Source organism: Pandoraea thiooxydans (assembly GCF_001931675.1).
Lineage (GTDB): Bacteria > Pseudomonadota > Gammaproteobacteria > Burkholderiales > Burkholderiaceae > Pandoraea > Pandoraea thiooxydans.
Genome location: NZ_CP014839.1, coordinates 2,403,726 through 2,416,803, shown reverse-complemented (window position 1 = coordinate 2,416,803; position 13,078 = coordinate 2,403,726). Strand labels below are relative to the sequence as shown.

Here is a 13,078-nt window from a genome sequence, read left to right as displayed (position 1 = left end):
TTAGTGTGAATTAACCCCGTAGCGTACCGGTCCACGCATTGTTCACGATCGAGGCATAAGCCGACGCAGCATCCAGCACTGGAAACGCCTTGGCTAGCCGGGTCACGGCTAGGCCGTCGACGGTTAATCGGAGCAGTTGTGAGCGGGATACGCCAAAACCTTGCAGCGTTATCGGAATACCCAGGCGGCTGATCAACTCGCGAATCGTGGCGGGTAAGCGGACTGCCGCCTCAACTGGCGATGGTGCGTTAACGCCAAACAAACGGGCAATTTCCGCCAATTCGCGTTGCCTGACGCCGTGTAGCTCATCAAGCACGTATGGGAGCATCACTGCGTTGGTACTGCCGTGTGACTGATGTGTCAGGCCGGCGACGGCGTAGGCGATGCCGTGTACGGCGTTCAAGCCAGCACTGCCATAGGACAGTGCTGCGTAGATACTGGCATATGCCATGCCGTGGCGCGCCTCGATATCGCTGCCGTCTCGATAGGCGCGTTCGAGAAAGCGGGCGCACAGACTGATCGCTTCGCGCGCGAAGAGCATGGTCAGCGATGAGCGGCCACTGTAACCGGGATCGGCATGGCCCGCGCGATCGAACTGCGAAGAATCAAGCGTCAGAAAGGACTCTACCGCGTGGGTCAGGGCATCGACGCCAGCATCTGCTGTGACGCGCGGCGGACAGGTATAGGTTAGTTCGGGGTCGATCAGCGCGATGATTGGTCGCAAGCGGTTATCCATTACCGCCACTTTCGTGGCATTGTCCGGATCGACCAGAATGGCACCTGGTGTCGCTTCCGAGCCGGTGCCGGCGGTGGTGGGCATGGCGACGAGCGGCAAGGGGTGCAGTCCAGCAGGAATGCCGTCCACGAATTCGCGAACCGGTTGGCCGCTCACCAGGGTCAAACATAATGCTTTGGCCAGATCAATGTTGCTACCTCCTCCTAGTGCAATCACATGGTCGAGGACGCGATTGTCCAGTTGCGCACGGAGGCGCCGGGTGGCTTCGTCGCACAATGCTGTGGTCGGATCCGGCAAGCCCCCCGCATAAACCAGCGTATCGATGCCATAGGCGGCGGCCGCTTCGACATACTCAGTAACCCATGACGTTTGTCGCGCAAAGAATTCGTCAGTCACCAACACCCCGCAACGATAACCCAGATGGTGGAGCAGGGTGGGCAAGCGAGCTCTGGCGCCGGCCTCGATGAGCAAGCGGCTGGGCGGGCAGAAATGAATCAGGTCGGAAGGGTTCATGGCGATTTGCGAGCGCGTTCAATATGCGCGATGAAGTCAAGTATTTCGGCCGCAACGTCGGCCGTGGCGTCGGATAGCAAAGTGTGTCCGACGCCATCGAACTGTTTCAGGGATGCTCTCGGCATGCCTTGTACGATCCACTTGGCATGCAGGCTGGGGCAATCCTCGTCGTCGGCGCCGTGGATGACTTGAGTCGGCACGCTAAGGTGCGGCAACAAATCGAGTTGGCATGTGTCGGCGACTGCTTGCCAGGTCCAAGCTGCGGCGTCATCGTCGGCGGCTTCGACAAGGCCGAGGCGGTATCTGCGCTCGGCCACCTCGTCACGCAGAGCCTGGCTTTGGTGCGCGGCGAACCAACGCGTTTTGCATAGCGCCGGGCTGCCGGACAGCAAGATCAGGCCGCTCGGCTGCTGCGCATTTGCATGCCTCCCGAGGTATTCGAGCGCGACGGAGACACCCAGGCTCCATCCGGCGAGGTAGTATGGTTCACGGTCGACCGCATGGGTAATGGTGTCGTGCAAATCTGCGGCTAAATTGGTCAAGCGATAGTCGCTTGGCCCGCTCCCGCGCCCGGCATTGCCCCGTCCACGCAAGTTCGGCAGCACGAATGTCGCCTCGTTCGCCAGCATACGAGCCACCGGGAGCCAAGAGGCGCGGGTGCCCTGAATACCGTGCACAGCGACAACGGTCGCCGGTCCGTGGCCTTCACAGAAGATGTCCATTTGTATTGCATTTCAGTAATATATTAGTTGGATAATAGCAGATTGTTACTGAAAAACAAATGACACACACCGCTCCGGCATTCGGGCGATACAATTGGCATATCGCTTGCATATCAACCCGCGGTATTCCTTATATGTCTGTTATTGCACCTAAAAGAAAACGCACTGCCGAGTCGGTCAAGGTGGCGGCGGAATTACATGCGCCTGTAGAGAGAAAACCCGGCCACAAGGCGTCAGGCTTGACGTTGACCGAACAAGCCTATGCGCAAATCGAGGAGGCGATCGTTACCCTGAAAATTCCGCCAGGGACTGCAATCTCGGAATTGACCCTCAGCGAAATGACGGGTATTGGGCGTACGCCGATTCGTGAGGCGATTCAACGTTTGGCTCGTGAACACTTAATTCTCGTATTGCCGCAACGCGGGCTGTTGGTGCCCGAAATCAACATCAAGAAACAACTAAAGCTACTGACGACCCGGCGTGAAGTCGAGCGACTGATTTGCCGCAGCGCAGCCCGCAGTGCCAGCGCCGAGGAGCGAGTTGAATTTTCTCGCTTAGCGAAGGCGTTTTCCGCAGTAGCCAAAGACAACGATGATGTGAGTTTTATGCATGCGGACCGTGAATTCAATGAGCTTTGCCTGTTGGCGGCTCGCAACGAATTCGCCGAGGGGGCGATGCGGTTGATGCACGGCCTATCGCGCCGTTTTTGGTACTTTCACTACAAGCAAGCCGCCGACCTGCCCGAAATGGCCCGCTTGCATGCCGCAGTGGCCAAGGCCATCGCCGACGGTAACGAGGATGCGGCGGGCAAGGCGCTCGACCGTCTCATTGATAACATCGAAACTTTTACCAAAGCCTCACTGCTCACTTGAGTTCCTCGGACATGCCCTCCCGCTGTTGGGCATGTCGCTTTCTCCTCGCTGTTCTTCCTGCCTCCGCTGCTTTCCATATCTGTCGCCTGTAACGGCCCCTTAGGGTAAATCCCAGCCTGAGATTGGTGCTGGAAGGCGTCGTTGCGCTTGACTTTGTGATGCATGCAACTAATATATTAGTCATCTATCACGCGAAGAGGAAAGGGACGCACCATGATGACTGAGCGGCAACGCAAATTCCGGGAGCAATACAAGGCTGATATAGGCCCGCTATATAACGGTCTGCTTCACATCGCCGTGATGTATGTGTCGGGAATTGCCGCAGTAACTTACTGCTTGAAAAATTTACAGGATGCTGGTTGGGAGTGGCTACTCGTGATACCAGTGTTCCTGGCGGGAAATTTTATTGAATGGGCAATGCATCGTTATGTGATGCATCGGCGTATCGATGTGTTCGCTTTGCGGGCAATCTACGAGCGCCATACACGTCAACATCATCAGTACTTCACAGACAACGAACCGACCATCGATTCGACGCGGGAATTCCGCATTGTTTTCTTTCCGTGGCGCGTGCTGATCACGCTGGGTGTTGGTGGCCTTTCACTTGGGTTCGTTGCCGCCAAGCTGATCGATCTCAATGCCGGCTACATCGTGTTTTTGACGATGGTGGCGCAATACCTTGTTTATGAAACGTTTCACTACTGCTGCCACGTTCATGACAACTGGTTCGTCCGCAACATGCCCTTCATCAACACGATTCGCCGCCATCATACGGCTCACCACAACATGGGAATTATGATGAAATACAACATGAATCTCACCTTTCCCATTACGGACTGGCTGATGGGCAGCAGCGATCTGCGGCGCGGCCTGCTCGGCCATCTGTTCAACGGCTACAGCGAGAAATATGTCAAGGAAGAGCTGAAGCCGGTGATTGCCAAATTCCGCGTCGACCATTCACGCGTCACGCTGGACGGCCCCGAACTGACACCCGAAGAGGCGCGCGTCATGACCGCCCCCTAATGCACCTCTCGTTCGATGCGCTGGCACGGGCGTGGTCGGATATAAAACCCCAACATCGATAGCGCGTGATTCGAGTCGCGCTCGATGGCACGCGACAACAGATCGGCGTGCATCAACATAACGACAGGAGACAACTATGGATATGCACACCCACAGCGCACTGGATGTGCGTCACGGGGTAGCGGCTCGCCTCGAGCGATTGCCGCTGACTCGGTATCAACGATTCATATTTTTCATTATCGCTACAGCGTGGTTTTTCGATTCGATGGACCTGGGCATCATGACCTTCGTGCTCGGCTCGATCAAGACCGAGTTCGGCTTGAGCGCCGCGCAGGCAGGCATGGTCGCGAGCGCGAGCTTCGTCGGTATGTTCCTAGGGGCCGCCACGGCGGGTATGTTGGCCGACAAGTTCGGTCGCAAGCCAGTATTCCAAATCAGCATGATCTTCTGGGGCGTGGGCAGTCTGATGTGCGGTCTGTCTCATGGCGTAACGATGCTGGTGGTATTCCGGGTGCTGCTGGGGTTCGGCATGGGGATGGAGTTTCCGATCGGGCAGTCGATGATCTCGGAGATCGTGCCAGCGAAAAATCGTGGACGCTATATCGCCATGCTCGAGGGCTTCTGGCCGATCGGATTTATCGTTGCAGGCATCGCGGCTTATTTCTTGCTGCCGCTCGTTGGATGGCGAGGCATTTTTGTGGCGCTGGCGGTTCCAGCAGTGTTTGTCTTCATCGTGCGGCGTTACGTGCCGGAGTCGCCGCGGTGGTTGGAGGATACGGGCAAGCTCGTTGAGGCGGATGCTATCGTGGCGCATATCGAGGCGCGTGTGAAGTCCGCCATGGGAGGCGGCGCCTTGCCGGACGTCGAAGCAAATCCGTATGGCAGGACGATATCCAGTGCGCGCCCCGATGGGCGGCGGGCGGCGTTCTCGCAATTGTGGACCAATGGTTATCGCATGCGCACGGTGATGCTGTGGGCACTGTGGTTTTTCGCGCTGCTCGGCTACTATGGCTTGACCACTTGGTTGGGTGCCTTGCTGCAACAGGCAGGTTACGCCGTCACAAAATCGGTGTTCTATACCATAGTGATTTCACTTGCGGGCATTCCTGGCTTTCTCTTCTCTGCGTGGCTGCTGGAAGCCTGGGGGCGCAAAGCCACCTGTGTGTTGGCGCTAACGGGAAGCGCGGTATTCGCCTACCTTTATGGGCAGGCGGCTGCAACGCATGCTCCTGTCGAGCAACTCGTCGTGACCGGTCTTTGCATGCAATTCTTTTTCTTCGGCATGTGGTCCGTACTTTACGCCTATACCCCGGAGTTGTATCCGACCAGAGCACGGGCCACGGGGGCTGGATTTGCTTCGTCAGTGGGCCGCTTGGGATCATTGATTGGGCCGTATGTTGTCGGCGTCTTGTTGCCGGTCACCGGGCAAGGAGGCGTGTTCACACTGGGCGCTGCGTCCTTTGCGGTTGCCGCGATTGCCGTATTGGCGATGGGGGTAGAGACGAAGGGTATGGCGCTGGAGGAAATCTCGAATTGAGAGATATTGTCGAGTCGATTGTGACGTGCATCTGGTCGCCGACGCAGTGTCAATGCTGAGAGAGCGGCATCGTCAGTCGGTATACGTCCTGTGGCGTCACCAGCGTGCGCCGAAAGTCGCACGCAACTCGTCAAGCTGTTCGTCGCTCAGCGGGGTGGGGCGCGGTGTCGTCATCAGCCACAGCCGTGCAGTCTCCTCGAGCTCTTCGAGCGCCCACGCCGCGGCCGAAACACTCTGGCCCCACACAACCGGTCCGAGCCGCTCGAGCAGCACCCCGCGCACTTGGCCCGCCAGCGAGCGCACGCGTTCGGCCACGCGCGGATCGCCCGGTCGACAGTACGGAATCAATGGGATATGCCCGACTTTCATGACCTGGTATGGCGTGATTGGCGGCAGCACGTCGTCGGTCTGCCATACGCCAGCCAGTGTGAGCGCAACCAGGTGTGTCGAGTGCGTATGGACGACACCATGGACTGCTGGGCTGCTGTCGTAGACGGCGCGATGCAGCGCGAGCGTTTTCGATGGTGCATCGCCGCTCACCCGGCGCCCGTCGCGATCCACTTTGGCGATTTTCGCCGGATCGAGATGGCCCAGGCATGCGTCGGTCGGCGTGATCAGCCAACCGTCGTCGAGCCGGGCACTGATATTGCCCGCCGAGCCGACCGTATAGCGGCGCCCATACAGGTCTGCGCCGATCCGCGCGATTTCCTCGCGTACACGGTTTTCTTCGGTGCGCGCCGAGACGGAGGTGCTCATTGGGCGGTCTCCGGGTGTGTATCGAACGATGCCAGGGCTTTGCTGAAAAAATCTTCGGTGCCGAAATTGCCGGACTTCAAGGCAAGCGCGAGCGGCTCGGCGCCGAGCGATACCGTCCACGGCACGCCAGGGTCGATCTGTGGCCCGATCTGCAATGCGTGCACGCCGAGCGCATTGACGACTGCGCCGGAGGTCTCGCCGCCGGCAACGACGAAGCGCCGCACGCCGATCTCGAAGAGCCGCCTGGCAATGCCGGCCAGTGCCTGTTCGACGAGCTCGCCTGACGCCGCCGCGCCGAGCTGGCGTTGCACCGCGTCGACCTCTTGCGGCGAACCCGTGGTGTAGATGAGGACCGGCCCGCTGTCGAGATGGCGCTGCGCAAATGCCACTGCGTCGTCGGCGACCGGCTGGCCATGCGCCAGCGCGAACGGATCGATCCGACATGCTGGCCTGCCGAGGCCGATCCAATGGGCCACCTGGGCTTGCGTCGCGCGCGAGCAACTGCCGCACAGCACGGCCGATGGCAGCCCGACGGTGGGCAGGCGCCGCGCTTGGTCGGCCATTGGCAACAGCCCGGCGCGCGAGAAATTGCCCGGCAAGCCGAGTGCGAGGCCGGAGCCGCCGGTGAGCAATATATCGTCCGCGCATGCGGCGCCCAGCGTATATAAATCGCTGTCGGAGATCGCATCGGCGATGGCCAGGCGCACGCCGTCGGCCATGAGCGACGCGCGCCTGGCGTGCACCGCTTCGACGCCACGCTGGATCGCGTCGTAGCGCAGCAGCCCGACTTTGGCGGCGGTTTGCCGTTGCAGCACGCGCACCAGATTGGCATCGGTCATGGGCGTGAGCGGGTGGTTCTGCATGCCCGATTCGTTGAGCTGCACATCACCGACGAACAGATGTCCCCGATAGACCGTGCGTCCATTCTCCGGAAATGCCGGGCAGGCGATCGCGAATGGCGCGTCGAGCGCGGCCATCAACGCTTCGGCGACCGGGCCGATGTTGCCCTCGTCGGTCGAATCGAAGGTCGAGCAGTATTTGAAATAGAACTGCCGGCAGCCGAGCGAGCGCAGCCACGCCAGCGCGGCCAATGATTCGGCCACTGCCTGGGCACGCGGCGCGGTGCGGGTCTTGAGCGCGACCACCACGGCTTCGGCTTCGGCCGCCAGCGGCCCGGCCGGCACGCCGATGGTCTGAACGGTCCGCATGCCGCCGCGCACCAGCATATTGGCCAGATCGGTTGCCCCGGTGAAATCGTCGGCGATGCAGCCCAGCAGTGCGGAGGAGGTCGTCATGGTCGCATTACACGAGGCAAGAGGAGTCACAGGGCGGCGCCGGCGTTGTCCCGAATGAACGCGCGCACCACGTCGTCGAAGCTCGTATCGGCCACGAAGCCGAGCGCACGCGCGTAGTCGGCCGAGAAGTTGCCCGGCCACGAGTTGACGATACGCTCGATGGCCGGGTCGGGCTCGAAGCGCACCCGATTGGCCGCTTCGCTGCCGGCGATGCGACGCAGCGAGTCGAGCATTTCGCCAACCGTCACCGACAGGCCGGGCAGGTTGATCACCCGGCCGCCGCTCAGTTGTGCGGCGAGCAGTTCATGGCCATGCAGCAGATTGTCGATGGCGCACCCGGGCGAGATCAGCCACATCGGTGTTTGCGGTGCGACCGGGCAAACCGCCTCAACCCCGTTGATCGGCTCGCGGATGATGCCGCTGGCGAAACTCGAGGCGGCGCGATTCGGCTTGCCGGGGCGCACCACCACGGTCGGCATGCGCAGGCTGCGGCCGTCGACGAATCCGCGTCGACTGTAATCGGCCAGCAGCAGATCGCCCAGCGCCTTCTCGGTACCGTAGGAGCTTTGCGGTGCCCACACGTGCGAATCTTCGACCGTGTGCGGCAAGGTGCCGCCGAATACCGCGACCGAGCTCGTCATCACGAATCGCGCCCCGCTGCCGAGTGCGCGAATGCGTTCGAGCAGCGCGCGCGTGGCATCGAAGTTGATGCGCATGCCGAGATCGAAGTCCTGCTCGGCCTGGCCCGAGACGATCGCGGCGAGATGAAAGACGCTTGCGATGTCTGGCCCGATCAGGCGCTCGAGTTCGGCCTTATCGGCGATGTCGCCGGAGATGGCCTGCACCCGGGGGTCGTCGATACCGGCCAGCGGGACCACGTCGAACGCGCTGATTTTTTCGATGCGTTGCCGCTGCCCGTGCTGGCCGCGCAGCTCTCCTCGTTCCAGTAGCGCTTTGATCAGACGCTTGCCGAGAAAGCCTGCCGCACCCGTGACCACGATGTTCATCTTTGTCTCCATGCAAGGCGCGATGAGGCACCTCGCCAAGTTGTATGATGATCTTATCTTATGTCCGAATCGCTGGCAAACCTGCGACGCGGCGGCCGCCGTCGTTTCAGCGCGCTGCGGACTTGCGCGCCGCGCGGCGCGCCGGCGCGATCAGCGGCTGGGTGGCCCCGCCAAGCTCTGCCCAGAAGGCCGGGTCGGCTTCGCGGATGCGCCGGCCGGCATTGTCGATGTGCTCGATCACGGCGCGGCGCGCCGCTGCCGGATCCTGCGCGGCTATCGCTTCATAGATTGCGTTATGTTCCGCGCGTACCGCATTGGCGAAATCTTCGCGCCGCGCTTCGTTGGAGCGCGTGATGCCGATCGCCGCGTGAATGAAATGGCTCAGGTATGCCAGCAACGGCGGATACAGCGGATTGCCAGTGGCGTGCGAGATGGCAATATGAAACGCCAGATCTTCATCGACGCCGTCGCGTTGTCGCTTGACGGCGCTATCGATCGCACCCAGTGCGCGACGGATCGCGGCAAGCTGCGCGCGGCTGCGGCGCAGCGCGGCGAGCGCCGCAGCCTCGGCTTCAATGCCGCGGCGCAGCTCGGTCACGCGCAGCACCGCTTCGATCGAGTGCTGCGTGTCGATGTCGAGCCGAAATGCCGTAGTGCGGTTCGGTTCCCGCACCACGGTTCCGCTGCCTTGCCGCACTTCGACGAGCCCGTCGGACTTGAGCCGCGAGATCGCTTCACGCACGACCGTGCGGCTCACGCCAAAATGCTCGCAGATCACCTGTTCGGGCGGCAGCCTCATACCCGCAGGAAATTCGCCGGTCTTGATTTTTTCCAGCAGTACGGCGGTGACCCGGTCGGCGAGCGTGCCGGCTGGCGCTATCCTGGGCGCATCGAATTCGATCGCCGGCTGGGGCGAGGTGTTCGGGTGGGGCGTGCTGGCGCTGTTGGGAGAAGATTTTTTCATTGGCCGACGATACCATGCGTGATACGTATGGTCATCATACAAATGAATGCGATTGGCCTGAAGCGCTGCTGATGCCGGGCCGGATCGACTGGGCGAGGAGCGGGTGCGACGACCGGCAGGATCGAGCGCCGCGTTGCGCGACCAGCGTGGTCGGCTTGCCGTCGTATCGATAGTGCCTGCGGGAGCGTCGGCGGGTTTTCAGCGCCGAAAATGAAAAAGGGTTTGCGATTGCTCGCAAACCCTTTTGTATTCTGGTGGGGCGTGAGTGGCTCGAACACTCGACCTACGGATTAAGAGTCCTGCTTCCCGTAAATAGGCAGAAATTAAAGTGCAGTCGAATCAATGACTTGCATCGGTAGCCGCCCATCAACCAGCTGCGCTTTTTGATCTTTTTCGGTCGACTTCTGCCTACTTTGGACACGTTTCGGACAAGGTGGCGCTATGTCAGCTCGTACATTCGCGGAAGGCACGAGTTGGCTAGCACGTTCGGATTCTGTAAGTAGGCCGGACCGGGAGGGGCGGCTTGGCTCCGTGACATCGGGTGGATGGCGGTACGGCCGCATCGTGACTGCTGACATTCCAGTGGCCCGGGCAGTAGCGGCGTCGGCGGCGTTTCCGCTCCTTCTACCGCCCCTAGCCGAAAAGTACCTTTTCGAAAGGAATGGCGAGCGATCGATAGAGAAGGTAGTGCTAACCGATGGTGGCGGCTTTGACAACCTCGGGATTGCCGTGCTCGAGCCGGGAAGGAATGCGGACGTTACCTGTCCTGTCTCTGACCATCCTCCGGGGCGTCGAGGCCGATCGCCCAATTTCGGAATGAGACGGCAACTCATATGGAGCTGTTGGTGACTACACACGACTTCAGTCCTTGACGATTACAGAAGGAAAATTTGCGACGCACAAGCGGCGTTGTTTCACCGAAGATATGCTGAACGGTTGAATGCCTCCGTTTCGCACGAAGACGGAGTGGCGATGTGGACGAGTCTGGTGATCTCAAGCGCTGAAAGGGATAGGGTAACCAATCAAATTGCTGATATCGGGAACAGGACATCCGCGCGATTTGGGAAGTACAGGTTCCCAATGATCCTCCTGCTTTTGCCGATATAGCCACAGGCCCGCGCTGGCGGACGATATTTTCATTTATGAAAACCGAGATGGCGCGATTGTCGAGCGTGGCGCTCCCTTAGCTGAAGGTGCACAATGCTTGCACCAGTCCATAATTGGACGATTAAAAGAAGGCAGATTCGATCGGGGAAATCAAATGACGGCAGTACGACAGGGAAACCATATGCCAGGCAAGGTCGATATCGGGCTGGCACTGGCCGGAGGGGGATTTCGGGCCATGCTCTTCGATCTGGGCAGTCTGTGGCGGCTAAATGATTTGGGATGGCTGCCAAGAATTGACATGATCACGAGCGTTTCGGGTGGGTCCATCACCAACGCAGTCCTAGCCACACGTTGGAAACAGCTGGCATGGACGAACAGTGTGGCGACCAATTTCGAGACAGTCATCGCGCGACCGCTCATCGAGTTTGCGGACAGGACGATTGATTCCCCGGCCATTTGCCAAGGTCTTCTCTCGCCCTGTCACACGGTGTCCGACGTAGTTGCCCGCGCCTACGACAGACACCTGTTTTCGGGCGCTACCCTGCAGAGGGACATACCTGAACCCGTACCGGGTATGATCCCGCGGTTTCTGTTTTACGCCACCAGCTTGCAGACTGGCGTGAGTGTACGAATCGAACGCAAGCGTCTGGGGGACTACCGGATCGGCGAGATTCCGAATCCCGATCTATCTGTCGCAAAAGTTGTCGCCGTATCCAGCGCGTTTCCGCCCTTCTTATCTCCGTCGACACTCGATCTCGATCCGACGAAATGGGTAAGGACCAAGGGTGCCGACCTGTACGAACGCGAAGATTTTCGTCGGCGCATGGTGCTGACCGACGGTGGGGTCTACGACAATATTGGACTTCAGGCCCTGGAGCGATGCTCCACCGTATTGGCATGCGACGCTGGAGCGCCGCTGTCTCCGGTCTCGAATCCCCCACGCAACTGGTTTAGTCAGACGCTGCGCGCGATGGACATCGTAACCGAGCAGACGCGAGCCCTGCGTCGACGGAGGTTGATGGACGACCTGAGCGTCAACCCCGATTCCAGCGGGCCGAATGCAGTCTCTCGCAAGAAAGGGGCGTACTGGCGAATGAAGACTAGAATCGGTGACTTTGAGTTGCCGGATGCTATTGCCGCCGACAATAAGATAACCGCTTCACTGCAAAACGTTCGCACACGACTGAATCGCTTCACGCCCCGGGAGCGGGGCCACCTCATAAACTGGGGTTACGCGCTAACTGACGCAGCCATGCGTCGTTATGTGCTGGGCCCCGGCGCGTTGCCCGGTGTACTCCCGATGAGAGAGTGGCCGCTGGATTGACGTCCTTTAACAGCCCCCACTAGTCACGCGGCCTTATCAACTAGCGACGGCGGGGGCCAGTGTTCTGGTGATCGAGTCGGTCCCGGATCGTGTCGCCGTTTTTCGACAGAAGATCGAACTTGCGCGCCGTAAAGCAGAGATCTTCCTGAGAACTCTTTCCATCGGAAAGCAGGTCGGTTGCCCTATATTTGCTGATGTGGCTGCCGGTCGACTCGATGATCACGTCTCCGCGCTTCGTGGTCATCAACGGGATCCGCTGATCGCTCAGCAGGTCCCTGATCGACTGATCTGGGTGATCATGCTGGTTTGCCGTATTGGACGTGCATACCGCCAGGCTCGGTTTCAGTTCCTCGAGAAATTTCGCAGTCATCAAGTCCACCGGACCACCGTGATGGGGAAGTAAAAGCACGTCAATCTCACGGCGCAACTTGTTGCAACGTCGGAGATAGGCTCCGATGTCATGATGCTCGATGTCACCGGTACTCAGGACGTTAAATGAACCAGTTCTAAAAAACTTCACGCTTGAATTATTGTTCGATTTTTCGTAGATGGTTTTTGGATGGTAAAAAATATTGCGATACCCAAGAACCACAGATGGTTCGAGACTCGATATGTAGTCTGGCGTTACGGAAACAACCTTTGCCGCTTTTCCCGAATTAGCCCGCGCAGTCCTGTACTTGCCTATCAAGTCCAGGCAATCCCTGGCACATTGCGTGTCGTGTACGTATCCGGGCGTCTCAATTCGCTCGGGCTGGAGCGTCTTCAGGATCCACTCCAGGGCATTCGTCTCGCAATGGTCATTGTCCCAGCTGGTGATATGCAGCGTATCAATGTGGCTTTTTCCGCAAATCCTCAACTCCTCCTGCAAACTACTCCGACTCACCGAGCTATCCATCGCCTCAATGAGCGTAAAGTGGCCACCGGCGAAGTAGGAGCACAGGGATCCTGCCGTCCCTAGTTTATATGCGCGGAATCGCGTTCGAACGGATTTTGCTGTCGGCCGGTTGTTGGCCAGTATTTCTGAGAGCTTCATTGAACCCCGCTTAAGAAATTGCTCATGGTCTTTGTTTAATGTCTCGCGTTCGCATAATTGAGACATGGATAGTAAAATTTCACTACTTGGTGGAAACCACTAGACTTTGCGTTAATTTTGTGCCAATGAGACAGCTGGCGATCACCGCCCAACTCTTCGTGGTCACATCTCTGCATCGCACAGGCGTAA

At 59.4% G+C, this 13,078-nt stretch carries 11 protein-coding genes; 4 read left to right on the top strand and 7 right to left on the bottom strand.

The window, feature by feature from the left end:
• Window positions 1-10: 10 nt before the first annotated feature.
• Window positions 11-1,249 carry an iron-containing alcohol dehydrogenase gene (locus PATSB16_RS11085; RefSeq protein WP_047214189.1) on the bottom strand — a complete coding sequence of 413 codons (1,239 nt, stop codon included), beginning with the start codon at window positions 1,247-1,249 and terminating at the stop codon, window positions 11-13.
• Window positions 1,246-1,971 carry an alpha/beta fold hydrolase gene (locus tag PATSB16_RS11080; RefSeq protein WP_047214188.1) on the bottom strand — a complete coding sequence of 242 codons (726 nt, stop codon included), beginning with the start codon at window positions 1,969-1,971 and terminating at the stop codon, window positions 1,246-1,248. The genes PATSB16_RS11085 and PATSB16_RS11080 overlap by 4 nt, the downstream gene beginning before the upstream one ends.
• Before the next feature lie 59 nt (window positions 1,972-2,030).
• On the opposite strand from PATSB16_RS11080, the gene PATSB16_RS11075 reads away from it, so the two are divergent.
• The 3 genes from PATSB16_RS11075 (at window position 2,031) to PATSB16_RS11065 (ending at window position 5,403) form a co-directional block, all read left to right on the top strand.
• Window positions 2,031-2,843 carry a GntR family transcriptional regulator gene (locus PATSB16_RS11075; RefSeq protein ID WP_237170221.1) on the top strand — a complete coding sequence of 271 codons (813 nt, stop codon included), beginning with the start codon at window positions 2,031-2,033 and terminating at the stop codon, window positions 2,841-2,843.
• Window positions 2,844-3,056: 213 nt separating this feature from the next.
• Window positions 3,057-3,866: a sterol desaturase family protein gene (locus tag PATSB16_RS11070; RefSeq protein ID WP_047214186.1), complete on the top strand. Its 810-nt coding sequence runs from the start codon at window positions 3,057-3,059 to the stop codon at window positions 3,864-3,866.
• 136 nt (window positions 3,867-4,002) lie between these two features.
• Window positions 4,003-5,403 carry an MFS transporter gene (locus tag PATSB16_RS11065; RefSeq protein ID WP_047214185.1) on the top strand — a complete coding sequence of 467 codons (1,401 nt, stop codon included), beginning with the start codon at window positions 4,003-4,005 and terminating at the stop codon, window positions 5,401-5,403.
• Window positions 5,404-5,499: 96 nt separating this feature from the next.
• On the opposite strand, the gene otnC is transcribed toward PATSB16_RS11065, so the two are convergent.
• The 4 genes from otnC to PATSB16_RS11045 all read right to left on the bottom strand — a co-directional run bounded on the left by otnC (window position 5,500) and on the right by PATSB16_RS11045 (window position 9,425).
• Window positions 5,500-6,159: a 3-oxo-tetronate 4-phosphate decarboxylase gene (gene otnC, locus PATSB16_RS11060; RefSeq protein WP_047214184.1), complete on the bottom strand. Its 660-nt coding sequence runs from the start codon at window positions 6,157-6,159 to the stop codon at window positions 5,500-5,502.
• Complete coding sequence (gene otnK, locus PATSB16_RS11055) at window positions 6,156-7,454, bottom strand: 3-oxo-tetronate kinase (RefSeq protein ID WP_047214183.1); 1,299 nt, start codon at window positions 7,452-7,454, stop codon at window positions 6,156-6,158. The genes otnC and otnK overlap by 4 nt, the downstream gene beginning before the upstream one ends.
• 26 nt (window positions 7,455-7,480) lie before the next feature.
• Complete coding sequence (gene denD / locus PATSB16_RS11050) at window positions 7,481-8,461, bottom strand: D-erythronate dehydrogenase (protein ID WP_047214182.1); 981 nt, start codon at window positions 8,459-8,461, stop codon at window positions 7,481-7,483.
• A gap of 106 nt (window positions 8,462-8,567) precedes the next feature.
• Window positions 8,568-9,425, bottom strand: coding sequence for a FadR/GntR family transcriptional regulator (locus tag PATSB16_RS11045; RefSeq protein WP_156884711.1), 858 nt, complete (start codon window positions 9,423-9,425; stop codon window positions 8,568-8,570).
• A gap of 1,288 nt (window positions 9,426-10,713) precedes the next feature.
• Here PATSB16_RS11045 and PATSB16_RS11040 point away from each other — a divergent pair.
• A complete protein-coding gene (locus tag PATSB16_RS11040; RefSeq protein WP_052892655.1) occupies window positions 10,714-11,856 on the top strand; it encodes a patatin-like phospholipase family protein in 1,143 nt (380 codons plus the stop codon).
• Between the two features lie 40 nt (window positions 11,857-11,896).
• Here PATSB16_RS11040 and PATSB16_RS11035 read toward each other — a convergent pair whose 3' ends face one another.
• Entirely contained in the window at window positions 11,897-12,889 is a 993-nt protein-coding gene (locus PATSB16_RS11035; RefSeq protein WP_047214179.1) for a ComEC/Rec2 family competence protein, read from the bottom strand.
• Window positions 12,890-13,078: the final 189 nt, after the last annotated feature.

Coding starts and splice junctions, on each gene's coding strand:
- PATSB16_RS11085 (WP_047214189.1), bottom strand. CDS start 1,249: ATGAACCCTTCCGACCTGATTCATTTCTGCCCGCCCAGCCGCTTGCTC.
- PATSB16_RS11080 (WP_047214188.1), bottom strand. CDS start 1,971: ATGGACATCTTCTGTGAAGGCCACGGACCGGCGACCGTTGTCGCTGTG.
- PATSB16_RS11075 (WP_237170221.1), top strand. CDS start 2,031: ATGACACACACCGCTCCGGCATTCGGGCGATACAATTGGCATATCGCT.
- PATSB16_RS11070 (WP_047214186.1), top strand. CDS start 3,057: ATGATGACTGAGCGGCAACGCAAATTCCGGGAGCAATACAAGGCTGAT.
- PATSB16_RS11065 (WP_047214185.1), top strand. CDS start 4,003: ATGGATATGCACACCCACAGCGCACTGGATGTGCGTCACGGGGTAGCG.
- otnC (WP_047214184.1), bottom strand. CDS start 6,159: ATGAGCACCTCCGTCTCGGCGCGCACCGAAGAAAACCGTGTACGCGAG.
- otnK (WP_047214183.1), bottom strand. CDS start 7,454: ATGACGACCTCCTCCGCACTGCTGGGCTGCATCGCCGACGATTTCACC.
- denD (WP_047214182.1), bottom strand. CDS start 8,461: ATGAACATCGTGGTCACGGGTGCGGCAGGCTTTCTCGGCAAGCGTCTG.
- PATSB16_RS11045 (WP_156884711.1), bottom strand. CDS start 9,425: ATGAAAAAATCTTCTCCCAACAGCGCCAGCACGCCCCACCCGAACACC.
- PATSB16_RS11040 (WP_052892655.1), top strand. CDS start 10,714: ATGCCAGGCAAGGTCGATATCGGGCTGGCACTGGCCGGAGGGGGATTT.
- PATSB16_RS11035 (WP_047214179.1), bottom strand. CDS start 12,889: ATGAAGCTCTCAGAAATACTGGCCAACAACCGGCCGACAGCAAAATCC.